General features: G+C 69.2%; 21 protein-coding genes. 15 read left to right on the top strand and 6 right to left on the bottom strand.

The window, feature by feature from the left end; genetic code table 11:
- Positions 1-11 precede the first annotated feature (11 nt).
- From C9J49_RS03240 to C9J49_RS03230, 3 genes are all read left to right on the top strand, one after another.
- Positions 12-1,829 carry an acyl-CoA dehydrogenase gene (locus C9J49_RS03240; protein WP_107182532.1) on the top strand — a complete coding sequence of 606 codons (1,818 nt, stop codon included), beginning with the start codon at positions 12-14 and terminating at the stop codon, positions 1,827-1,829.
- 145 nt (positions 1,830-1,974) lie between these two features.
- The gene (locus C9J49_RS03235; RefSeq protein WP_107182531.1) at positions 1,975-2,829 is read left to right on the top strand and encodes a 3-hydroxybutyryl-CoA dehydrogenase; all 855 of its coding nucleotides are present in this window, start codon (positions 1,975-1,977) and stop codon (positions 2,827-2,829) included.
- 92 nt (positions 2,830-2,921) lie between these two features.
- Positions 2,922-3,695, top strand: coding sequence for an enoyl-CoA hydratase-related protein (locus tag C9J49_RS03230; RefSeq protein WP_046079945.1), 774 nt, complete (start codon positions 2,922-2,924; stop codon positions 3,693-3,695).
- A 70-nt stretch (positions 3,696-3,765) separates the two neighbouring features.
- Here C9J49_RS03230 and C9J49_RS03225 read toward each other — a convergent pair whose 3' ends face one another.
- Positions 3,766-4,674 carry a DMT family transporter gene (locus C9J49_RS03225; protein WP_107182530.1) on the bottom strand — a complete coding sequence of 303 codons (909 nt, stop codon included), beginning with the start codon at positions 4,672-4,674 and terminating at the stop codon, positions 3,766-3,768.
- Between the two features lie 206 nt (positions 4,675-4,880).
- On the opposite strand from C9J49_RS03225, the gene C9J49_RS03220 reads away from it, so the two are divergent.
- From C9J49_RS03220 to C9J49_RS03200, 5 genes are all read left to right on the top strand, one after another.
- A complete protein-coding gene (locus tag C9J49_RS03220; protein ID WP_046079947.1) occupies positions 4,881-5,960 on the top strand; it encodes an NAD(P)-dependent alcohol dehydrogenase in 1,080 nt (359 codons plus the stop codon).
- Positions 5,961-6,031: 71 nt separating this feature from the next.
- On the top strand, positions 6,032-6,745 hold the full coding sequence (locus C9J49_RS03215; RefSeq protein ID WP_046079948.1) for an aspartate/glutamate racemase family protein: 714 nt from the start codon (positions 6,032-6,034) through the stop codon (positions 6,743-6,745).
- Positions 6,746-6,781: 36 nt separating this feature from the next.
- Positions 6,782-7,654, top strand: a complete 873-nt coding sequence (locus C9J49_RS03210) for an MOSC domain-containing protein (RefSeq protein ID WP_107180902.1) — start codon at positions 6,782-6,784, stop codon at positions 7,652-7,654.
- Between the two features lie 3 nt (positions 7,655-7,657).
- On the top strand, positions 7,658-8,098 hold the full coding sequence (locus C9J49_RS03205; RefSeq protein ID WP_046079949.1) for an N-acetyltransferase: 441 nt from the start codon (positions 7,658-7,660) through the stop codon (positions 8,096-8,098).
- Positions 8,099-8,147: 49 nt separating this feature from the next.
- Positions 8,148-8,534 (top strand): tautomerase family protein, encoded by a 387-nt coding sequence (locus C9J49_RS03200; protein ID WP_046079950.1) that lies wholly within the window; start codon positions 8,148-8,150, stop codon positions 8,532-8,534.
- Here the strand turns inward: C9J49_RS03200 and C9J49_RS03195 are convergent.
- Positions 8,531-8,956 (bottom strand): helix-turn-helix domain-containing protein, encoded by a 426-nt coding sequence (locus tag C9J49_RS03195; RefSeq protein ID WP_202020698.1) that lies wholly within the window; start codon positions 8,954-8,956, stop codon positions 8,531-8,533. The two genes, C9J49_RS03200 and C9J49_RS03195, sit on opposite strands and share 4 nt — an antisense overlap.
- 55 nt (positions 8,957-9,011) lie before the next feature.
- Here C9J49_RS03195 and C9J49_RS03190 point away from each other — a divergent pair, with 55 nt between their 5' ends.
- Complete coding sequence (locus C9J49_RS03190) at positions 9,012-9,794, top strand: HD domain-containing protein (protein ID WP_046079952.1); 783 nt, start codon at positions 9,012-9,014, stop codon at positions 9,792-9,794.
- Positions 9,795-9,878: 84 nt separating this feature from the next.
- Here C9J49_RS03190 and C9J49_RS03185 read toward each other — a convergent pair whose 3' ends face one another.
- Both C9J49_RS03185 and C9J49_RS03180 read right to left on the bottom strand, forming a co-directional pair.
- Complete coding sequence (locus C9J49_RS03185; protein ID WP_046079953.1) at positions 9,879-10,529, bottom strand: 2OG-Fe(II) oxygenase; 651 nt, start codon at positions 10,527-10,529, stop codon at positions 9,879-9,881.
- Positions 10,526-11,146 (bottom strand): CoA pyrophosphatase, encoded by a 621-nt coding sequence (locus tag C9J49_RS03180; RefSeq protein WP_173835003.1) that lies wholly within the window; start codon positions 11,144-11,146, stop codon positions 10,526-10,528. The genes C9J49_RS03185 and C9J49_RS03180 overlap by 4 nt, the downstream gene beginning before the upstream one ends.
- Before the next feature lie 92 nt (positions 11,147-11,238).
- Here C9J49_RS03180 and C9J49_RS03175 point away from each other — a divergent pair, with 92 nt between their 5' ends.
- A complete protein-coding gene (locus tag C9J49_RS03175) occupies positions 11,239-11,796 on the top strand; it encodes an NUDIX hydrolase (protein WP_046079955.1) in 558 nt (185 codons plus the stop codon).
- A gap of 84 nt (positions 11,797-11,880) precedes the next feature.
- Here the strand turns inward: C9J49_RS03175 and C9J49_RS03170 are convergent, their stop codons facing one another.
- Entirely contained in the window at positions 11,881-12,192 is a 312-nt protein-coding gene (locus C9J49_RS03170) for a YqfO family protein (protein ID WP_107180900.1), read from the bottom strand.
- Between the two features lie 187 nt (positions 12,193-12,379).
- Between C9J49_RS03170 and C9J49_RS03165 the strand changes: the two genes are divergently transcribed.
- Together C9J49_RS03165 and C9J49_RS03160 are read left to right on the top strand one after the other, a co-directional pair.
- Positions 12,380-12,886 carry a fasciclin domain-containing protein gene (locus C9J49_RS03165; protein WP_107180899.1) on the top strand — a complete coding sequence of 169 codons (507 nt, stop codon included), beginning with the start codon at positions 12,380-12,382 and terminating at the stop codon, positions 12,884-12,886.
- A gap of 148 nt (positions 12,887-13,034) precedes the next feature.
- Complete coding sequence (locus tag C9J49_RS03160; RefSeq protein WP_107180898.1) at positions 13,035-13,880, top strand: fructosamine kinase family protein; 846 nt, start codon at positions 13,035-13,037, stop codon at positions 13,878-13,880.
- A gap of 27 nt (positions 13,881-13,907) precedes the next feature.
- Here C9J49_RS03160 and C9J49_RS03155 read toward each other — a convergent pair whose 3' ends face one another.
- Complete coding sequence (locus tag C9J49_RS03155) at positions 13,908-14,807, bottom strand: alpha/beta fold hydrolase (RefSeq protein ID WP_107180897.1); 900 nt, start codon at positions 14,805-14,807, stop codon at positions 13,908-13,910.
- A gap of 169 nt (positions 14,808-14,976) precedes the next feature.
- On the opposite strand from C9J49_RS03155, the gene C9J49_RS03150 reads away from it, so the two are divergent.
- The 3 genes from C9J49_RS03150 (at position 14,977) to C9J49_RS03140 (ending at position 20,954) form a co-directional block, all read left to right on the top strand.
- Entirely contained in the window at positions 14,977-16,422 is a 1,446-nt protein-coding gene (locus C9J49_RS03150; RefSeq protein WP_046079959.1) for a TolC family outer membrane protein, read from the top strand.
- A gap of 93 nt (positions 16,423-16,515) precedes the next feature.
- On the top strand, positions 16,516-17,778 hold the full coding sequence (locus tag C9J49_RS03145) for an efflux RND transporter periplasmic adaptor subunit (RefSeq protein WP_107180896.1): 1,263 nt from the start codon (positions 16,516-16,518) through the stop codon (positions 17,776-17,778).
- Positions 17,775-20,954, top strand: a complete 3,180-nt coding sequence (locus C9J49_RS03140) for an efflux RND transporter permease subunit (protein WP_035597328.1) — start codon at positions 17,775-17,777, stop codon at positions 20,952-20,954. Before C9J49_RS03145 ends, C9J49_RS03140 begins: the two co-directional genes overlap by 4 nt.
- The last annotated feature ends 58 nt before the right edge of the window (positions 20,955-21,012 follow it).

The following is a 21,012-nucleotide window of genomic DNA, read 5'->3' as shown; positions in this document are numbered from 1 at the left end:
GAGGTGCCCCGATGACGCCCTATACGCCGCCGCTTCGCGATGCCCGCTTCGTGCTCGAGGAACTGCTCGAGCACGGCTCGCTCTCTCTGCCCGGCTTCGAGGAGATCGGCCCCGAGCTGGCCGATGCCGTGCTGGAGGAGGCCGGCCGGCTGGCCGGCGAGGTGTGGGCACCGCTCAACGCCGTCGGCGACCGCCAGGGCTGCCGGCGCCGCGAGGACGGCGGCGTCACGCTGCCCGAGGGCTTCGCCGAGGCCTACCGGGCCTACGCCGAAGGCGGCTGGAACGGCATCGGCGTCTCCGCCGCCCACGGCGGCCAGGGCCTGCCGGAGACCGTGGCCAGCGCGGTGCAGGAGATGCTGCACGGCGCCAACATGGCGCTGGGCCTGTGCCCGATGCTCACCGCCGGCGCCATCGAGGCGCTGGCCCGCCACGGCAGCGAGGCGCAGCAGGCGCGCTACCTGCCGCCGCTGGTGGAAGGCCGCTGGACCGGCACCATGAACCTCACCGAGCCCCAGGCCGGCTCCGATCTCTCCCAGGTGCGCACCCTGGCCGTGCCTGATGACGACGCGTCCGGTCGTTACCGCCTCAGGGGCCAGAAGATCTACATCACCTGGGGCGAGCACGAGGCCGCCGAGAACATCCTGCACCTGGTGCTGGCGCGCACCCCGGACGCTCCCGAGGGCAACCGGGGCATCTCGCTGTTCCTGGTGCCCAAGTATCTGGTGGAGGACGACGGCAGCCTCGGCGAGCGCAACGATGTGACCTGCATCGGGCTCGAGCACAAGCTCGGCATCCACGGCTCGCCGACCTGCTCGCTGAGCTTCGGCGAGGGGCGGGGCGAGGAAAGAGGCGAGGCTGAGGGGGCTATTGGCTATCTGGTCGGCGAGCTCGGCCGCGGGCTCAACCACATGTTCACCATGATGAACGAGGCCCGCCACAAGGTCGGCATCCAGGGCATCGGCGTCGCCGAACGCGCCTGCCAGCAGGCGCGCAGCTACGCCCTGGAGCGGGTGCAGGGCCGCCGCGACGGCGCGCCCTGCGTCATCGCCGAGCATCTGGACGTCAGGCGCATGCTGCTGTCGATGCGCGCCCGCACCGATGCGCTGCGCGCCCTGGCGCTGACCTGCGCGGCGCAGATGGACCGGGCCCGCCACGCCCTGGATGAGGCCGAGCGCCAGGCCGCCCAGGCCCGGGTCGAGGTGCTGATCCCGGTGGTCAAGGCGTTCTCCACCGATCAGGCGGTGGAGATCGCCTCGCTGGGCCTGCAGGTCCACGGCGGCATGGGCTACATCGAGGAGACCGGCGCCGCCCAGCTGTTGCGCGACGCGCGCATCGCGCCCATCTACGAGGGCACCAACGGCATCCAGGCGCTGGACCTGGCCGGCCGCAAGCTGGCCCGCGACGGCGGCGCGGCGCTGAGCCGGCTGGCCGACGAGGTCGATGCCACCGCCGAGGCGCTCGCCGTCAGCCCCGAGCTGCGCCCGCTGGGCGAGAGCCTGGCCGGCGGCGTGGCCGATCTGCGCACCGCCATGGGCCTGGTGCTTGCCCGGGGCGCCGATCCCGAGCGCGGCGCGGACGCCGTTCAGGCCTGTGCCACGCCGTTTCTTTCCCTGGCCGCCCATGTGCTGTGTGCCTGGCAGCTGGGCCGTTCGGCCCTGCGCGCCGAGGCCGCGCTGGCCGACGGCAGAGGTGACGCCGACTTCTATCGCGCCAAGCTCGCCGCGGCGGAGTTCGGCCTGCGCCAGTGGCTGCCGGAGGGCCGCGCCCGGCTGGCGGCGATCGAGGCCGGCATGGGCGGCCTGGCGGCGCTGAAGCCCGGGCATCTCTGAGCCCGGCGCAGGGCGCGAGCCTGCCAGCGTGATGTCAGCGCAGGCGGGCGTGACTCGACCGCGACACACGACCGGTGCATGCTGATCCGAGTGCCCGCCGGGCGTGATCGGCGGGCGAGTCCACCCAAGCGAAGGAGAGGCAGCGATGAGTCAATCACCGATCGGCGTCGTGGGCGCCGGCACCATGGGCCAGGGCATCGCCCAGGTGCTGGCGACCGCCGGCTTCACGGTCCGCCTGTTCGACGTGGCCGAGGAGGCGCTCGAGCGCGCCCGGGCCGGCATCGACAAGGGGCTCGGCAAGCTGGTGGCCAAGGAGCGGCTGAGCGAGGACGCGCGCGCCGACGCCCTGGCGCGGCTCCGCGGCACCACCGAGCTTGCGACCCTGGCCGACTGCGAGGTGATCATCGAGGCCGCGCCGGAGAATCCCGAGCTCAAGGAGCGGCTGTTCCGCGACCTCAGCGCGCTCGGCGATGACATCATCCTGGCCTCCAACACCTCCTCGCTGTCGCTGACCCGGCTGGCCGGCGCCTGCGAGCGCCCCGAGCGGGTGGTGGGCATGCACTTCTTCAATCCGGTGCCGGTGCTGAAGCTGGTCGAGGTGATCCGCGCCGAGCAGACCGGCGACGCCACCGTGGCGCGCGTCGAGGCGCTGGCCGAGGCGCTGGGCAAGACCGCGGTGCGGGTGGGCGATTCGCCGGGTTTCGCCGTCAATCGTCTGCTGGTGCCGATGATCAACGAGGCGGCCTTCCTGGTGCAGGAGGGCGCGGCCACGCCGGAGGCGGTGGACCAGGCCATGCAGCTCGGCGCCGCCCATCCCATGGGCCCGCTGGCGCTGGCCGACCTGATCGGCCTGGACGTGTGCCTGGCGATCATGGAAGTGCTGCAGGAGGGCTTCGGCGATCCCAAGTACCGGCCCTGTCCGCTGCTGCGTCGCATGGTCGATGCCGGCTATCTGGGCCGCAAGAGCGGGCGCGGCTTCCACGTCTACGACGGTGCCTGACCCCCGACCAAAGCCGCGATTGTCGCTCTACCAAGCGTTCGCTAGGGTGAGGGCGTTGCGTCTTTCCCGATATCACGAGACGAGGAGCCATCATGAGCGAGCAGGCGATCGAGGTGCAGGACGAGGGCGGCGTGGTCCGTCTGACCGTCAACCGTCCCAAGGCGCTCAACGCCCTGAACAGTGAGGTGATCGCCGCCTTGGCGGCGGCGCTCGACGATCTCGAGGCCCGCGGCGACCTGCGCGCGGTGCTGATCACCGGTGCCGGCGAGAAGGCCTTTGTGGCCGGCGCCGACATCACCGAGATGCGCGACAAGAGCGCCGTCGAGGCTCGCGACTTCGCCGGCCAGGCCCAGGCCACCCTGAAGCGGCTCGAGGCGCTGCCGGTGCCGGTGGTGGCGCTGGTCAACGGCTTCTGTCTGGGCGGCGGCTGCGAGCTGGCGCTGGCCTGCGACTGGGCGGTGGCCAGCGACAATGCCGTGTTCGGCCAGCCGGAAGTGCTGCTCGGGGTGATTCCGGGCTTCGGCGGCACCCAGCGCCTGCCGCGCCGCGTCGGCCCGGCCATGGCCCTGGACCTGGTCACCACCGGGCGCAAGATCGACGCCAGCGAGGCCCTGCGCATCGGCCTGGTCAACCGGGTGATGCCCCAGGCCGAGCTCGAGGACTACGCCGCCGAGCTGACCAAGCAGCTCGGCGGCAACGGCCCCCAGGCGGTGCGCGGCGCCAAGCAGGCGGTCCACGACGGCCTGGACCAGGACCTGGACAGCGCCCTGGCGCTGGAGACCAGCCTGTTCGCGCTGTGCTTCGCCGGCGACGAGCAGCGTGAAGGCATGAGCGCCTTCGTCGAGAAGCGCAAGCCGAACTTCTGAGCGCCGCTCGCACCCTGCGCAGCATCGACGGCCGTGGCGGTGACGCCACGGCCGTCTTGTGTCTGTGGTGTCAGTCCAGGCGTCGGTCGCGGCGCCTGGCCGGGCGCGCCGGCCAGCCGAGGCGCAGCATGCCGGTGGCGATGGCGGTGCCCGCGAGGGTGATGGCCATGCCGGCCAGGATCTGCAGGCTCAGCGTCTCGTCGAGCAGCACATAGCCCCACAGCAGGGCGCTGACCGGCACCAGGAAGGTCACGGTGGAGGTCGCGGTGGCCCCGGCGCTGGCGATCAGCCCGAAGTAGAGCAGGAAGGCCAGGGTGGTGCTGAAGGCCGCCAGCGCCAGGCCGTTGGCCCAGCCGAGGCCGCTGATCGGGGCCTCGGGCCACAGCCACAGGCCCGGCAGCAGCAGGATCAGCCCGGACATGGCGCAGCTGCCGGCGGCCAGCACGCGCACCGGCAGGTGGGACAGGTAGGTCTTGGAGTAGTTGGTGGCGATGCCGTAGCAGAAGGTGGCGCCGAGCACCGCGAGGATGAACCAGCCGTCGCCGCCCAGGGCGAAGTCCAGCCGATCCGCAGACAGCACATAGACCCCGAGGAAGGCCAGCGCCAGGCCCAGATACTGGCGCCGCGACACCGGCGTGGCGAAGAACAGCGCGCCGAGCAGGGCGGTGAACAGCGGCGTGGTGGCGTTGATCAGCGAGGTGAAGCCGGCCTCCAGCCGGGTGGTGGCCAGCGCCAGCAGCGAGAACGGCAGCACGTGGTTGACCAGCCCCAGCAGCATCAGCCGACCGGCGTTGTCCCGCACCAGGCGCAGGTAGCGTACGCCGAGCAGCAGCGGCAGCATCAGCAGCGCGCCCACGCCCATGCGCACCAGGATCAGCGGCACCGGGCCGAACTCGGGCACCGCCACTCGCATGAAGATGAACGACATCCCCCACAGCGAGGAAAGCAGGATCAGGCGGAGGGTGTCGGCCGGGCTCATGGCGGTGTCCAGGTGGCGAGCGGGAAGAAGGTGTCATGGCAGGGTAATCGCCCGTCGGTCGGCGGGGAAGGGCGTGGACATTCGCCTCTCACCTCCGCCGTGGTCGATGGAAGGAGGGCGCGTGCCGGCGGCTTGATCCAGCGCAATCCCGGTTCGGCGAGGCTGTGCTGTGATGAGAGGAGGTTCCTTGCCTCGGGAGAACTGCCATGCCTGCCATGATGAAAGCCGCCGTCTTCGTCGAGCCCGGCCGCATCGAGCTCGACAACAAGCCGATTCCCGACATCGGCCCCGACGACGCCCTGATCCGCGTGACCACCACCACCATCTGCGGCACCGACGTGCACATCCTCAAGGGCGAGTATCCGGTGGAGCGCGGGCTGACCGTGGGCCACGAGCCGGTGGGGGTGATCGAGAAGCTCGGCGCCAACGTCAAGGGCTATGCCGAGGGCCAGCGGGTGATCGCCGGCGCCATCTGCCCGAGCTTCACCTCCTATGCCTGCCAGGACGGCTGCAGCGCCCAGGACGGCGGCCACCATGGCCACGGCTACAAGCCCATGGGCGGCTGGCGCTTCGGCAACACCATCGACGGCGCCCAGGCCGAGTACCTGCGCGTGCCCGACGCCCAGGCCAACCTCAGCCCGGTGCCGGACGGCCTGACCGACGAGCAGGTGTTGATGTGCCCGGACATCATGTCCACCGGCTTCGCCGGGGCGGAGTCGGCCAATATCCGCATCGGCGACAGCGTGGCGGTGTTCGCCCAGGGCCCGATCGGGCTCTGCGCCACCGCCGGGGCGCGGCTGCGCGGTGCCGGGCTGATCATCGCCGTCGACGGCGTCGACGAGCGGCTGGCCATGTCGCGCCAACTCGGCGCCGACGTGGTGCTGGACTACCGCAAGGTCGACGTGGTCGACGAGATCCGTCGCCTCACCGGCGGGCGCGGCGTGGACGCGGCCATCGAGGCGCTGGGCCTGCAGGCCACCTTCGAGAATGCGCTCAGGGTGCTCAAGCCCGGCGGCACCCTGTCGAGCCTCGGCGTCTACTCCGAGGACCTGACCCTGCCGCTGGACGCCTTCAGCGCCGGCCTCGGCGACCACCGCATCGTCACCTCGCTGTGCCCGGGCGGCAAGGAGCGCATGCGCCGGCTGATGGGCATCATCGAGAGCGGCCGCCTGGACCTGGGCCCGCTGGTCACCCACCGCTATGCCCTCGACGACATCGTCGACGCCTACGAGCTCTTCTCCCATCAGCGCGACGGGGTGCTCAAGGTCGCCCTGAGCGCCGGCTAGGGCCGGCGCTGGCGTGCGGGCCGGCGGTCGTGGTATCGCTGTGGGCACGATGATTCCACACGGAGGTGACCATGAAGACCATCGGCGTGCTAGGCGGCATGAGCTGGGAGTCCACCCAGAGCTACTACCGGGCCCTCAACGAGGGCGTGAAGCGCGAGCTGGGCGGCTTCCACTCGGCGACGGTGGCGCTCTACAGCGTCGACTTCGCCGAGATCGAGACGCTGCAGCAGGCCGATCGCTGGGACGAGGCGGGCGAGCGGCTGGCCGAGGCGGCGCGGCGGGTGCAGGCGGCGGGAGCCGACTTCCTGCTGCTGGCCACCAACACCATGCACAAGGTGGCGCCGGCGATCGAGGCCGCCACCGATATCCCGCTTCTGCATATCGCCGATGCTACCGCCGAGCGGCTGCGCGCGGACGGCGTACGTCGGGTGGGGCTGCTGGGCACTCGCTTTACCATGGAGCAGGCCTTCTACAAGGACCGGCTCGGCGAGCGCTTCGGCATCGAGGTGCTGGTGCCGCAGGCCGAACAGCGCGACCGGGTGCACCGGGTGATCTTCGAAGAGCTGTGCCAGGGGCGCATCGAGCCGCCCTCGAAGGCGGCGTATCTCGAGATCATCGCGGACCTGCACGCCCGCGGTGCCGAGGCGGTGATCCTCGGCTGCACCGAGATCGCGCTGCTGGTCGGCCAGGGCGATACCCCGGTGCCGCTCTACGACACCACAGCGCTGCACGCCGAGGCCGCGGTGACGGCCGCGCTGGCCGAGGAAAAGGGCGAGCGGGCTTGATAGAGTGATGGCTCCACCAACGCCAGGGAGGCAGGGATGCGCATCACCCAGCTCAATATCTATCCGGTCAAGTCGCTTCGCGGCATCGCCCTCGACCAGGCCACGCTCACCGAGCGCGGCCTGGCCCTCGATCGCCACTGGATGGTCGTGGACGCCCGCGGCCGCTTCGTCACCCAGCGCGAATGCCCGGCCATGGCCAAGGTGACGGTGCGCCTCGAGCCGAGCCGCCTGGTGCTGGAGCACCCCGAGGCCGCGCCCTTGGCGGTGCCGCTGGCGCGTCACGGGCTCGAGCGCCTCGAGGTCAGCATCTGGAAGGACACCTGCGAGGCGCTGGACGAGGGCGCCGAGGCGGCCCAGTGGCTGACCGCCGTGCTGGGCGATGGCCGACGGCGCGATGGCCGGCAGGGGGATGAAGAGGGCGGACTGCGCCTGGTGCGCTTCCCCGAGGAGCGTCGTCGCGAGGTCGAGGCCGACTATCTGCGTGGCGAATCGGCCCACACCGCCTTTCCCGACGGCTATCCGCTGCTGGTGGCCCACCAGGCCTCCCTCGAGCGGTTGAGCGAGCGCCTCGCCGAGAAGGGCCTGGACCCCGTGCCGATGAGCCGCTTCCGGCCCAATGTCGTGGTCGAGGGGGAGGGGGCCTTCGCCGAGATCGACTGGGACGAGCTGGCGCTCGGCTCGGGCGTCCGACTGGGGCTGCGCAAGCCGTGCAAGCGCTGCAAGATCATCACCCAGGATCAGCGCACCGGCGAGGCGCCGGTGCCCAAGGAGCCGCTGAAGACGCTGGTGGGGATGGACACCCAGCCGGGCTGGAAGGGCGCCTTCTTCGGCCAGAACGCCGTCCCCCTCGACGGCATCGGCCTGACGCTGCGCGTCGGCGATGACGCGACGGCAACGATCAGGGCCTGAGGCGTGGAACTGTCGCTGTGCCCGGCCCGGGCGTCGGACCGTGACTGGGCTGCCGCCTTGGTGCGGGCCAACATGCGCGAGGCCTATGAACGTCATGGCCTTTCCTGGCAGCCGGAGGCGTTCGAGGCCGACTGGGCCGCCGGCGAGAACCATCTGCTGTGGTGCGAGGGCGCTCGCGTGGGCTATCTGCGCCTCCACGACGGCGACGGCGTCGGCTATCTCCAGGACCTGCAGATCGTGGCCGGTCGGCGCGGCGCCGGGCTCGGTGCCTGGGCGCTCGAGGCCGTCAAGGCGCGGGTCCGCGAGCGTCGGCTCGAGGCGCTGCGGCTCAAGGTGTTCGCCGACAGCCCGGCCGTGCGGCTCTATCGCCGCCACGGCTTCGTCACTCTATTGCACGCGCCGCCGCTGATCGGCATGGAATGTCGGCTGGCGACGGCGGGGTGAACGCATTCCGGGCCTTCATGAAGAAGGTCCATACGCATAAGGACATGACATGATCGTGATCTACGGCATTCGCCATCGTCTGGACCCCATCAAGGCCCGCCTGTCGGCGGTGATCCATGGCTGCATGATGGACGTCTTCGGGCTGCCCGAGGACAAGCGGGCACAGCGCTTCATGCCCATGGACGCCGAGGACTTCTTCGCCCCCGGCGGGCGCAGCGACGCTTATACCGTCATCGAGATCAACATGATGGCGGGACGCACGACAGAGACCCAGAAGGCGCTGATCAAGCGGCTGTTCGCGGACATCGAGGCCGAGCTTGGCATCGCCCCGGTGGACGTGGAGATCATCCTCAAGGAGCAGCCGCCGCACTGCTGGGGCTTTCGCGGCATGACCGGCGACGAGGTCCGCGACCTCACCTATCGCGTGGACCGCTAGTCCGGGTCGCGAGTCGGCAGCTCTTCGACCGTCAGTGCAAGGAATTGCTCGGGCGGGGCATAGCATTCCGGCAGCTGATCGCCACCCCAGCGGGCGAGGGCCTGCATGGCCGGCAACAGGGCCGCGCCTTTGCTCGTCAGATGATACTCATGACGTTTCGGGCTCGACCGTGAGGGTACGCGAGCGACGACGCCGTATCCGGCGAGCCGGCGCAGGCGATTCGCCAGGATGTTGGTCGGGATCCGTTCGGCGCAGTGGCTGAAGTCGCTGTAGCGGTGCTGGCCCTTGATGATCTCGCGCAGGATCACCAGGCTCCAGCGGTCGCCGATGAGCTCCAGGGTGCGGGCCAGCGGGCATGCTGTCTGGGGAGGGGAAGAGGAAGTCATATCGGCAAGGTACCGGATCAGGTGCAATGCTTGCAATATGCAAGTCATGCCTCTAATTTGCTTGCATGTTGCAAGCAAAAGGAGCGTGCACATGCTCGGCCCTACCCCGGGTTCCTTCGCATGGAGCGAAACGACGGAAGGCGTGCTCAACGCCCGAGAGAAGGCTCACCTGATCTATCAGCTGGTGCGCAGTCAGATGGACGAGGGCCTGAGTCGGCTGGCCTGGCGGCTCGGCCATTCGTCTGTCCGCAAGCGTGCGGTGGAACCTTCCCGGGTGCAGGCGCCTGATAGCGCACTCTGCCGGCGGGTCGAGGCCCGGGTGGCGGCGCACTACAGCCCCGCGTTGCTGGCCCATTGCTATCGCAGCTGGTGGATGGGCGCGCTGGTCGGTGAGGCGCTGGGTATCGAGGCGGATGCCGAGATGCTCTATGTGGCCTGCCTGATGCATGACGTCGGCCTGACGGACGCTCATGCGAGCTGCATCGCAGAGACCGCATTCCAGGTCACCGGTGCCCGGGAGGCGCGTCGACTGGCACTGGCCGAGCAGTGGCACGACGACGATGCAATTCGCCTCTATGAGTCGATCAGCTACCACCTGAACCCATGGCTCGATGCCCGGCGCCACACGCCGGAGGCTCTCCTGCTCAAGTACGGGGCCCACATGGATGTGGTCGGTGCCTACCGGCATCTGTTATCCGAGGAGGCCTTGCGAGCGATCCACCGACATCATCCGAGGGAAGGATTTCGTCAGGAGATCACCCGCTCCATCGTGTCGGCCCCGCACCGGGCCGGTGGGCATGCGCATTGCCTTCGTCGCCTGGGATTCGCCCGGCTGGCCGGGAACAATCCCCTGGAACAATACGCGACATCATGAAAGGCCTGTGGGGGCGAGGTCGGCCCTGAGATCGGCAGGCCGACCGAAGCGGCCATGGGGCATTGCATGCGGTGGGTGTCGCCGTCAGTGTGACGGGTCCACCAGGCCGCCCAGCGAGGCGTTGCGGCGGAACCAGCCGGCGATGCTGGCGCGCGGATAGCGAGTCGGCAGTACCTCGTGGGGCACCCGATCGGAGAGGAAGCAGACGAAGGTGCCGGCCTCGGGCCGGACCCGGGTCAGCTCGCGCGCGGGGTCGTGCTCGTCGAAGATCACCATCTCGCCTTCGCCGTCGGCGGGCCAGTCCGGGTTGAGATAGCCCACGGTGGAGATCACGCGGTTGGCGCGGCCGCGGAAGCTGTCCAGGTGGCGCTTGTAGAAGGCGCCGGGCGGGTACTGGGCGAAGTGTGCCTCGTACTCGAACAGGCCCAGGAACAGCGCCTGGTTCAAGGCCTGCTGCAGCTCGCCCATGGCTTCCAGGTAGCGGCGCTGAGCCAGGCTCTCGCGGTCCAGCCAGCGGATGGCGTCGCCGCGGATGTCGCGGCGCAGGTGATGCTCGCTGCCGCGGCCGACGCCGGCGGCTTCCAGCGCCTCGCGGGCGGCCATCGCCTCGACTTCGGCGAACAACGGGGCGTGCAGGGCCTCGGGCAGGAAGGCTTCGCCCAGGTACCAGCCCTGTTCGACCAGGGCATCGACCAGCTCGGTCAGGCGGGCGGGGGGCAGGTGCGGGTGGCTCATGATGGCGTCAGTCGGCGTTCGGGGTGGAAATGCAGGGTGCCTGCGGGGCGCTGGAAGAGGTCGATCGGCATGGCGAAGCCCTCGGCCAGCAGCTCCACCAGCATCATCGACGACAGGCCCCAGATCACGTGGTCGTCGTGGCGATAGCTCGGCACGTAGTAGTCGCGGCCGTCGACGCGGATCACGTCGGTGTGGGTGCGGCGGTCGGCGAGGAAGCTCGCCACCGGCACCTCGAAGATGGCGTCGAGCTCATCCGGATCGGGAGCCAGTGGCAGGCCCGGGGGAATCACGCCGACGAAGGGCGTGACGCGGATGCCGTGCAGCGAGATGACCTCGGACAGTCGGCCGAGCACCTCGACCCGGTCCGGCGGCAGGGCGATCTCTTCCTCGGCTTCGCGCAGGGCGGTGGCCAGCAGGTCGGCGTCGCCGTCCTCGCGTTTGCCGCCGGGGAAGGCGACCTGGCCGCTATGGGTGGAGAGGTGGGCGGCGCGGCGGGTGAACAGCAGCGTCGGCTCGGGGTGGGCCACCAGGGGAAGCAGCACCGCCGCCTGGGGCAGGTCGAGGGCCAGGCGGCGCGGCGCATGCGCTTGCAGGCGCTCGCGAAGTTTCTCTAACATGATGATTCCATCGAGTTTCACCTCTTTTACCCAGTCGCCGCGCGCGGCGTCAAGCCCGGGGCACTCCCGGTGCCAGCCAGTCAGGGAGCGCCATGAACTTTTGCAGTCATTGTGGGCAGCCGGTCCGTTTCGCGATTCCCGAAGGCGATGATCGGCCACGATTCCTGTGCGACGCCTGCGGCACCATCCACTACCAGAACCCCCGCATCGTCGCCGGGACCCTCCCGGTATCGGGCTCGCGGGTTCTGCTGTGCCGCCGGGCCATTTCTCCGCGCAAGGGCTACTGGACGTTGCCGGCGGGCTTCATGGAGAACGGCGAGACCACCGTCGAGGCGGCCGCCCGGGAGACCCGCGAGGAGGCCATGGCCGAGGTGGCGCTCCAGCCCCTCTATACCATGATCAACCTGCCGCACATCGACCAGGTGTTCATGATCTTCCGCGCCGAGCTCGACGGCGACTTCGGCCCCGGGCCGGAGAGCCTCGAGGTGGCGCTGTTCGAGGAGCACGAGATTCCCTGGGGCGCGCTGGCCTTTCCCACCATCGAGCGTACCCTGCATCACTTCTTCGCCGATCGGCGCCAGGGCGACTTCGCCCTGCACGTCAGTGACATCACGCCCGAGGATCGCGAGCGCTACTTTGGCTCGGCCTGACGGCGGGCTCGCTGCCTGACCAGACGACGCCACGGGCCATGCCCGTGGCGTTTTCGTCGTGGGGCGCCGGATATCGGCTGGATGCTAGAGGTCGGCCAGCCGCCAGACGTCGTAGGCCGGCTCCTCGTAGGGGTGAGCCCGTCTGAGCGCGGCCAGGGCCTCGCGGATCAGTCCGACCTCGCAGACCAGCTCCACCTTGAGTTCCTCCACGTGTTCCAGGTCGCCGGCGCGGCCGATATGCGGGTCGGCGCCGGTCAGCGGACGAAACTGCCCGGTGCCCGGCGTCTGGAAACAGCAGGCCTCGTAGTCGCCGATGCGTCCGGCGCCGGTGGCGAACACGGCTTTCTTGACGCGCTCGGCGTCTTCCGCGGGCACGAAGAAGGCGAGCTTGTACATGACGGTCTCCGATGTCGAGGGTTCTTCCTCGTTGTGCCATAGCGACGCGTGCCCGTCAGCCATGCGCGAGAAAAAACTTGCCTCTTTTATGTACGTGGATTAATTTCTGTATAGGTTGAGTAAAGGAATCTCTGCCAGGACATTTCCCGCATCGAGTGTCAGCCGGTATCCCCGGAGGAGCCATCTCATGAAGGTCATGACATCACGCATTCCCCAGTTCATCGGCGCCGGCCTGGTCGGCCTGGCCCTGAGCGGCGTCGCCCAGGCCGATCATCACGGCATGAAGGCGGACATCGTCGACACCGCCGTCGAGGCCGGCCAGTTCGAGACCCTGGTGGCCGCGGTCCAGGCCGCCGGCCTGGTCGAGACTCTCAAGGGCGAAGGCCCGTTTACGGTCTTCGCCCCGACCGACGAGGCCTTCGCGGCACTGCCGGAGGGCACCGTCGACGACCTGCTCAAGCCGGAGAACCGCGACACCCTGGCGTCCGTGCTGACCTACCACGTGGTGCCCGGCAAGGTCACGGCCGAGGACGCCATGGCCGCCGACAGCGCCACCACCGTCCAGGGGCAGGACATCACCATCACCACCATGGACGGCCAGGTGATGGTGAACCAGGCCACCGTGATCCAGCCCGACGTCGAAGCCAGCAACGGCGTCATCCACGTCATCGATGGGGTCCTGATGCCCGAGTGACGTCTGCCGCTTCCCCCGCGATTGCGTCCTGCAATCGGTCCCTTGCCGCCCGCCCCGGGCGGCTTTTTTTATGACGTGTCCGCGGTTTTGACAGCAGGGGCGCACGGGGCGAGCCTCGAGTCACATGATGACGGATGGAGCACAATGCATGGTCGACGATGCCTTGACGGCGCTGCTCGAGCGCCTCGACCTCGGTTTCCGAGGGCCCCTCGAGCCGCTCTCCGGCGGTGATATCGCCGCTGTCTACCGCCTGGACACCGATCGCGGCGAGGCGGTGGTCAAGCGCGACGATCCGGCGCGGCTGGCCGGCGAGGCCGAGGGACTTCGCGCCCTGGGAGCGGCGACGGGGCGACTCGTGGTGCCCGAGGTCTGGGGCGAGGGCGATGGCTGGCTGGTGATGGAGGCGCTGACCCCGGCCCGGCGCACGGACACGGGCGAGCGGGCGCTGGCCGAGGGCCTGCGCGAATTGCACGGGGTGGGACACTCGCCGCACGGCTGGGCGCGGGACAATGCCTGCGGCGCCACGCCCCAGCCCAATGCCCCGCTCGACGACGGTCGCGCCTTTCAGCGCGAGCGTCGGCTGCTGCCGCTGATGCGCGCCTGTCATGCTCGGGGGCTGCTGGACGATCGCCTGTGCGCGAGGCTGGAGGCGGTGGCTTACGGGCTCGAGGGCTGGCTGCCGGATACGCCGGCGCGACTGGTGCATGGCGATCTGTGGTCGGGCAACGTGCTCTACACCACGCGGGGGCCGGCGCTGATCGACCCGGCGGTCTATCGTCACTACCCGGAGGTCGATCTGGCCATGCTGACGCTGTTCGGCGCTCCGTCAGAGGCCTTCTTCGACGCCTACTGGAACGGTGCGGCACCGGCGGACTGGTCGCGTCGCGAGGCGCTGTTCCAGCTCTATCCGCTGCTCAACCACCTGCTGCTGTTCGGCGGCGCCTATCGCAGCGGCGTGGCACGAGCGTTGCAGCGAGTGGAAGCGGGCGGCTGAGGTGCTCCGGTGCCGCGGCCGGCGTTCTCAGCCCTGGCGAAGCCGGGCCAGGGCGCGTCGCCACCAGGGCGTCCGTTGTCCGGCGGCGGGGAAGCCCCGGGTCAGGAAGTCGGCGATCGGGTCGACCTGATCGGTACGGTCGAGCATCGGGGCATGGCCGCAGTCGCTGGTCTCGAGGCGGATCAGCCCGGGCTGGGCCTGGCGCATGCGTTCGACGCTCTCGGCCTTGAGCAGCGGCGAGTCGGCGCCGCGTACCACCATCAGCGGGCAGCGGATCGCGCGCCAGTCGGCCCAGGTATCGCGCGGCGTATCGTGGATGAATTGCTCGCCGATGCGGGGATCGTAGTGGTAGGTCCAGCCGCCGTCCGGCAATCGACGAGCGCTGCCGAGGGTCAGGCGACGCCAGGCGTCGTCGCTGCGCGGGCCGAAGCCGGCATAGTGCCGGCGCAGCTCCGCGGCCAGGTCGCGGAACCGGCCGAAGCGGTGGGGCACGCCGAAGTAGGTACCCAGCGCGGCCAGGCCGTCGGGGTCCAGCTCCGGGCCCACGTCGTTGAGCACTAGGCGCTCGATGCGCTCGGCGGTGTCCGCTTCAGCGGCCAGCAGCATGCCCAGCAGGCCGCCCATGGAGGTGCCGACCCAGGGCACCCGCTCGAGGCGGAAGTGATCGAGCAGCGCGACTGCTATGGTCATATAGTGCGAGTACAGATAGTCATGGGCGGGATACAGCGACCAGCTCGACAGGCCTCGCCCGGGCGTGTCCGGTGCCAGGACTCGCCAGCCCGGGCCGAGCAGGCGGGCGAAATCGGCGAAGTCGCCACCGTGGCGGGCCAGGCCGTGCCAGGCGATCAGGGTGCGGGGTGCATCGGGATGCCAGATGCGGACGGCGACGTCCAGCTCCCTGACGCGCACGAAGGTCAGGTCGTCCATGATGAGGGCTCGGTCGGCGGATGTGGCTTTGCAGCATAGACGATGCCGGGAGGGCAGCTTGCTAGGAAGATAATTTTCTTGCTAATTACACGAACGTTGATGGATTGACGTGCTAAACATGCGACAATGAATGTATATCCTCATAGTCACCCTTAGAAGGAACTTGCCGATGAAGCCGTATCGTCCGGTATCGTCGGGGCGGCGTGTCCTGTTGCCCTGCCTGCTGGCCGTCTCGCTGGCCGGTCAGGCCCAGGCCGCCGACCTGCTGACCATCACCCGGGATGCCATCGACAACAATGCCAGCCTGGCTTCGGCCCGCGCCCAGTACGGCAGCGTGGAGGCGGGCCGCGACGTCGCCCGTGGCGACCTGTTGCCCCAGGTCTCGGCCTCGGGCCAGGTCGACCACAACCGTCTCTACGAGAGCGTCTCCTCGAGCCGCGGGTCCGGTGCGGGCAACGGCGATGACAGCTACAACAGCGCCAGCCTGACCCTGGAGGCGACCCAGGCGCTGTTCGACGCCGCCAACAGCGCCGAGGTGGATCAGGCCGCGAGTCGGATCGACCAGCAGACCTACCAGCTGGCCGCCACCGAGCAACAGGTGCTGATCGACGTGGCGTCGGCCTACTTCGACATCCTGCGTGCCCACGAGATCCTCGAGGCGCGTCGTGCCCAGGAGCGGGCCATCGGCCGCCAGCTCGAGCAGGCCCAGGAGCAGTTCGACGTGGGCCTGATCGCCATCACCGAGGTGGAAGAGGCCCGCGCCAGCTTCGACCAGTCCCGCGCCGACCGCATCGCCGCCGAGAACGATCTGCAGGTCAGCTTCGAGACCCTGGAGCGGCTGACCGGGCAGCGCTACGACAGCATCGACGCGCTTCAGGAGGCCATGCCGGTGACTCCGCCGCAGCCGAGCGGCCGCGATGCCTGGGTCGAGCTGGCGATGGACAACAGCCCGCTGGTGCTGGCCAGCCAGGCCGGCGTCGAGGTCTCCGAGGATGCCGTGGACATCGCCCGGGCCCAGCGCCTGCCGGTGGTCGAGGCCTTCGCCAACTACAGCTACTCCGACACCGATCAGGACCAGATGGACGGGCATAACTCCCAGAGCCAGGTCGGCGCTCGGGTGAGCCTGCCCATCTACACCGGCGGCCGCACCAGCGCCGGCATTCGCCAGTCCACCTACGACCTCGAGTCCAGCCAGTACGACTTCGAGGATCAGCGCCGCCAGACCGTTCAGCAGGTGCGTTCGCTGTACACCCAGGTCACCAACGACGTGGCCACCGTCGAGGCGCGGGCCCAGGCCATCGTCTCCAACCAGAGCGCGCTGGATGCCACGCGCGCCGGCTACGAGGTCGGTACCCGCAACATCGTCGACGTGCTCAACGCCGAGCAGAGCCTCTACGATGCCATCGCCGATCATGCCGATGCGCGTTTCAGCTACGTGATCGACCTGCTCACCCTGCGTCAGCAGTCGGGCACCCTGAACGTGCAGGCCATCGAGGCGATCAACGACTGGCTGTCGGCGGAGCAGGGCGTGTCGCTGGCGCTGCCGGAGGTCGGCGAGGCCAGCCGCTACGACGAGGCGATGAACATCGGCGCGCCGCCTCGGCCCGAATCCTGATAGTCACTTACGTACAGGCGTGAATGTATGTTTAGATTCTCGCCTGTCGTGCGATACCCCCTTCGACGTTCGATCCCCTAACGAGAATCAGGCATGAACACAACACTTCGACGCAGTCGTACAGGGCTGTTGGCGCTGGCGGCTGGACTGCTGCTGTCGGCCTGCGGTCAGGAGGAGGCCGCTCCGCAGCAGAGCGGCGAGACACCGCCGCAGCCCAAGCCGGTGACCACGCTGGCGCCTCAGGACATTCCGCTGGACAAGTCCTACCCGGCCCAGCTGCGCAGCGATACCGAGGTGACCCTGGTGGCTCGCGTCACCGGCGTCCTCGAACAACGCCTCTTCGAACCCGGCGACATCGTGGAAAAGGGCGACAGCCTGTATGCCATCGAGCCGGACCTCTACCAGGCCACGGTGTCGCAGCGCGAGGCCGACCTGGCCAGCGCCCAGGCCGAGCTGGAGCGGGCGCGTCGCGACGCCAACCGCTTCCAGGAGCTGCTGCGTCAGAACTCGGTGAGCCGCCAGCAGGCTGACCAGGCCCAGGCCGACCTCAACGTGGCCCGGGCCTCCGTGGCCCAGGCCGAGGCTGCGCTGGCCAGCGCCCGCATCGACCTGGACTACGCCGACGTCACGGCCCCGGTCAGCGGTGCCATCGGTCTGAGCGAGGTCAACGTGGGCAACCTGGCCAGCGCCGGCACCGAGCTGGCCACCATCACCCCGGTGGACCCGCTGGAGGTGCGCTTCCAGCTTCCCCAGCAGGATGCCTTCACCCTGCGCCGCCAGCTCGGCGAGCAGGCGCCCGGCGAGATCGCCGCCAGCCTGGCGCTGCCGGGCGTCGACGAGGCCCTCGAGGGGCGCCTGGAATTCCTCGGCTCGCGGGTGGACGAGCGGACCAGCACCGTGCAGGCGAAGGCGACCTTCGACAATCCCGAGGGCGAGGTGCTGCCCGGCCAGTTCGTGCGGGTGCGCCTGGAAGGGCTGAAGCGCTTCGACGTGCTGGCGGTGCCGTCGATCGCCGTGGGTCAGGGCCTGATGGGGCCCCAGGTGTTCGTGCTCGACGAGGACGACGTGGCACGCGCCCGCACAGTGGACCTCGGCGAGCTGGCCGGCCCGTGGCAGATCCTGACCAGCGGCGTGGAGCCCGGTGATCGCGTGATGGTCGGCGATCCGGCGGGCGTCCAGCCCGGCACGCCGATCGCGCCCCAGCCGTTCGATGGCGACGCCCGGGCGCTGATCGCCCAGGCCACCGGCCAGAGCCAGGACCAGCCATCCGGGCAGGGGCAGGGTCCGGCACAGGGCCGTGATGGCGCGGCCGGCGCCGAACGGGCTTCGCCGGCCGAAGAGGACGCGGCTGAATGAATTTCTCCAACTTCTTCATCAAGCGACCGATCTTCGCGTCGGTGCTGGCGATCATCCTCACGGTGGTCGGCCTGATGAGCATGCGGGTACTGCCGATCGAGCAGTACCCCAGCGTGGTGCCGCCCACGGTCTCGGTCAACGCCACCTTCCCGGGGGCGGACGCCGAGACCGTGGCGCAGACCGTGGCGGCGCCCCTGGCCGAGGCCATCAACGGCGTCGAGGACATGCTCTACATGAACTCGACCAGCTCCGACAACGGGATGATGAGCCTGAGCGTGGCCTTCAACATCGGCTCCGACGGCGACATCAATACCATCAACGTCAACAACCGGGTGCAGGGGGCGCTCTCCCAGCTGCCGGAGGCGGTGCAGCAGCAGGGTGTGACGGTGGAGCTGCGCTCCAGCTCGATCCTCATGCTGGTCTCGCTGCTCTCCCCGGAGGGCGATTACGGCAAGGTCTACATGCAGAACTATGCCGCCCTCAACATTCTCGACGAGCTGCGCCAGGTGCCCGGCGTCGGCGAGGCCGAGGTGCTGGGCGGCGGCGATTTCGCCATGCGCATCTGGATGGATCCGGACAAGCTGGCGCAGTACGACCTGACGCCGTCCGAGGTGGCCAGCGCGATCCGCGCCCAGAACACCGAGGTGCCGGCGGGCAGTCTGGCGTCAGCGCCCCAGTCCGATGCCCGCGCCTTCACCTACACCATCACCGCCGGCGGCCGTCTGAGCGACGTCGATGACTTCCGCGACATCTTCCTGCGCACCAATCCCGACGGTTCGGCCCTGCGCCTGGATGACGTGGCGCGCATCGAGCTGGGCGCCTCGTCCTACGGCGTCGATGCCACGCTGAACGGTGGCACCATGGCGCCGATCCTGATCAACCAGCAGCCCGGTGCCAATGCCCTGGAGACCGCCAACGCGGTCAAGGCGAAGATGGAGGAGCTGGCCGGCCGCTTCCCGCCGGGACTCGAGTACGCCACGCCCTACGACACCACGCTGTTCATCGATGCCTCCGTGGAGACCGTGCTTCACACCTTCATCGAGGCGTTCCTGATCGTCGGCGTCATCCTGTTCATCTTCCTGCAGAACTGGCGCTTCACGGTGATCGCCATGTCGGTGGTGCCGGTCTCGGTGCTGGCCACCTTCGCCGGCTTCTACGCCTTCGGCTTCTCGATCAACCTGCTGACGCTGTTCGCCCTGGTGCTGTCGATCGGCATCGTGGTCGACGACGCCATCCTGGTGGTGGAGAACGTCGAGCGGGTGCTCAGCGAGGACGAGGAAACCACCGTCATGCAGGCCACGGTGCAGGCCATGCGCGAGGTCGGCGGGCCGGTCATCGCCACCTCGCTGATCATGGCGGCGGTGTTCGTGCCGGTGGCCTTCCTCGGGGGCTTCAGCGGCCAGATCTACCAGCAGTTCGCCCTGACCGTGGCGGTGTCGGTGGCCTTCTCGGCACTGATGGCGCTGACGTTCACTCCGGCGCTGTCGGCGATCTTCATCAAGCACGACCTGCACACCAGGGAAACGGGCTTCCAGCGCGCGGTGCGTACCCCGCTGCGCCTGTTCGATCGCTTCTTCGCCGGCACCACCGCCGTCTACATGTGGGTGGTCAAGAAACTGGTGCGTTTCTGGGGGCTGGCGCTGGTGCTGACCGCCCTGGTGGGCGCCGGCTCCTGGTGGCTCTACCAGAGCACGCCTTCGACGCTGGTGCCCGAGACCGACCAGGGCATCGTGATCGCCTCCGTGCAGCTGCCGGATTCGGCCTCGCTGGAGCGTACCCAGACCTACATGGCCAAGCTCAGCGCCGCCATCGAGGACAGCCCCGGCGTGAAGTACTCCACGTCGGTGGCGGGCTACGACATGCTGACCAGCTCGGTGAACACCGCCCGCGGGGTGATCTTCGTCACCCTGGAGCCCTGGGAAGAGCGCGAGGTCACGGCCACCGACATGATCGGCCGGATCATGGGCCTGGGCGCACAGATTCCCGGCGGCTCGGCGATGGCCTTCAACATGCCGCCGATCATCGGCCTGTCGACCACCGGTGGCTTCACCGGCTACCTGCAGTCCTATGAGGGTGCCTCGCCGGAAGAGCTCTACCAGGCGTCGGTCAAGGTCATGCAGGCCGCCGGTCAGCATCCGGTGCTGAATCAGGTGTTCACCACCTTCAACGTCAACGTGCCGTCCTTCCATGCCGAGATCGACCGGCAGAAGGCGCTGAGCTACGGCGTGTCGCTGGAGGCGCTCAACTCGACCCTGGGCAACACCTTCGGCAACGGTTTCGTCAACTACTTCAGCTACAAGGGCCGGAACTTCCAGGTCTATCTGCAGAACGAGGACGAGTACCGGGATGCGCCGGATGACATCAACAGCGTCTACGTGCGCGGCGGCGACGGCGAGCGGATCCCGCTGTCCGAGTTCGTGACCCTCGAGCGCCAGGTGGCGCCGGCGGTGGTGACCCGCTTCGGCGTCTATCCGGGGGCCCAGTTCCAGGGTGGTCCCGCACCGGGCTACAGCTCCGGCCAGGCGATCGCCGCCATGGAAGAGATCGTCGACGAGCAGCTCGGCGACGGCTGGGGCATGGGCTGGACCGGTACCGCCTATCAGGAAAGCGAAGCCGGCAACGCCGCGACCATGGCCATCGTCTTCGGCCTGCTGATGGTGTTCCTGATCCTGGCGGCGCAGTACGAGAGCTGGTCGCTGCCGCTGGCGGTGCTCACGGCCACGCCCTTCGCCTTCCTGGGCGGCATCGGCGGCATCGCCCTGCGCTCGCTGGATACCAGCGTCTACGTGCAGATCGGCATGCTGGTGGTGGTCGGGCTGGCGGCCAAGAACGCCATCCTGATCGTCGAGTTCGCCGAGCTGCAGCGTCGCGAGATGGGCAAGACCATCCGCGAGGCGGCCATCACGGCGGCGGAGCTGCGCTTCCGGCCGATCGTGATGACCTCGCTGGCGTTCATCTTCGGCACCCTGCCGCTGGCCATGGCCACCGGTGCCAGTGACACCAGCAGCCAGCACATCGGCACCACGGTGGCGATGGGCATGGCGTCCGTGGCGGTGCTCGGCAGCCTGTTCGTGCCGACCTTCTACGCCATGATCGCCAGCGTCACCGACTGGCTGAAGCGCAAGACGGGCGGCGATCGCGCCGAGCGTCCGGCGCTGGAGCAGGACGCGAGCTGATCAAGGTCGCGTCCGAGTCGACGGGCACCGTCTCCCCGAGGGAGGCGGTGCCCGTTTG

Source organism: Halomonas sp. SL1, assembly GCF_003030865.2.
Lineage (GTDB): Bacteria > Pseudomonadota > Gammaproteobacteria > Pseudomonadales > Halomonadaceae > Halomonas > Halomonas halophila.
This window is presented reverse-complemented; position numbering and strand designations above follow the sequence as displayed.

What these genes read in the sequence shown, in the direction of transcription:
- C9J49_RS03185 (WP_046079953.1), bottom strand. Translation starts at nt 10,529, where the DNA reads ATGAGCCACCCGCACCTGCCCCCCGCCCGCCTGACCGAGCTGGTCGAT.
- C9J49_RS03200 (WP_046079950.1), top strand. Translation starts at nt 8,148, where the DNA reads ATGATCGTGATCTACGGCATTCGCCATCGTCTGGACCCCATCAAGGCC.
- C9J49_RS03220 (WP_046079947.1), top strand. Translation starts at nt 4,881, where the DNA reads ATGCCTGCCATGATGAAAGCCGCCGTCTTCGTCGAGCCCGGCCGCATC.
- C9J49_RS03175 (WP_046079955.1), top strand. Translation starts at nt 11,239, where the DNA reads ATGAACTTTTGCAGTCATTGTGGGCAGCCGGTCCGTTTCGCGATTCCC.
- C9J49_RS03150 (WP_046079959.1), top strand. Translation starts at nt 14,977, where the DNA reads ATGAAGCCGTATCGTCCGGTATCGTCGGGGCGGCGTGTCCTGTTGCCC.
- C9J49_RS03230 (WP_046079945.1), top strand. Translation starts at nt 2,922, where the DNA reads ATGAGCGAGCAGGCGATCGAGGTGCAGGACGAGGGCGGCGTGGTCCGT.
- C9J49_RS03225 (WP_107182530.1), bottom strand. Translation starts at nt 4,674, where the DNA reads ATGAGCCCGGCCGACACCCTCCGCCTGATCCTGCTTTCCTCGCTGTGG.
- C9J49_RS03145 (WP_107180896.1), top strand. Translation starts at nt 16,516, where the DNA reads ATGAACACAACACTTCGACGCAGTCGTACAGGGCTGTTGGCGCTGGCG.
- C9J49_RS03235 (WP_107182531.1), top strand. Translation starts at nt 1,975, where the DNA reads ATGAGTCAATCACCGATCGGCGTCGTGGGCGCCGGCACCATGGGCCAG.
- C9J49_RS03160 (WP_107180898.1), top strand. Translation starts at nt 13,035, where the DNA reads ATGGTCGACGATGCCTTGACGGCGCTGCTCGAGCGCCTCGACCTCGGT.
- C9J49_RS03240 (WP_107182532.1), top strand. Translation starts at nt 12, where the DNA reads ATGACGCCCTATACGCCGCCGCTTCGCGATGCCCGCTTCGTGCTCGAG.
- C9J49_RS03180 (WP_173835003.1), bottom strand. Translation starts at nt 11,146, where the DNA reads ATGTTAGAGAAACTTCGCGAGCGCCTGCAAGCGCATGCGCCGCGCCGC.
- C9J49_RS03215 (WP_046079948.1), top strand. Translation starts at nt 6,032, where the DNA reads ATGAAGACCATCGGCGTGCTAGGCGGCATGAGCTGGGAGTCCACCCAG.
- C9J49_RS03170 (WP_107180900.1), bottom strand. Translation starts at nt 12,192, where the DNA reads ATGTACAAGCTCGCCTTCTTCGTGCCCGCGGAAGACGCCGAGCGCGTC.
- C9J49_RS03165 (WP_107180899.1), top strand. Translation starts at nt 12,380, where the DNA reads ATGAAGGTCATGACATCACGCATTCCCCAGTTCATCGGCGCCGGCCTG.
- C9J49_RS03155 (WP_107180897.1), bottom strand. Translation starts at nt 14,807, where the DNA reads ATGGACGACCTGACCTTCGTGCGCGTCAGGGAGCTGGACGTCGCCGTC.
- C9J49_RS03190 (WP_046079952.1), top strand. Translation starts at nt 9,012, where the DNA reads ATGCTCGGCCCTACCCCGGGTTCCTTCGCATGGAGCGAAACGACGGAA.
- C9J49_RS03210 (WP_107180902.1), top strand. Translation starts at nt 6,782, where the DNA reads ATGCGCATCACCCAGCTCAATATCTATCCGGTCAAGTCGCTTCGCGGC.
- C9J49_RS03140 (WP_035597328.1), top strand. Translation starts at nt 17,775, where the DNA reads ATGAATTTCTCCAACTTCTTCATCAAGCGACCGATCTTCGCGTCGGTG.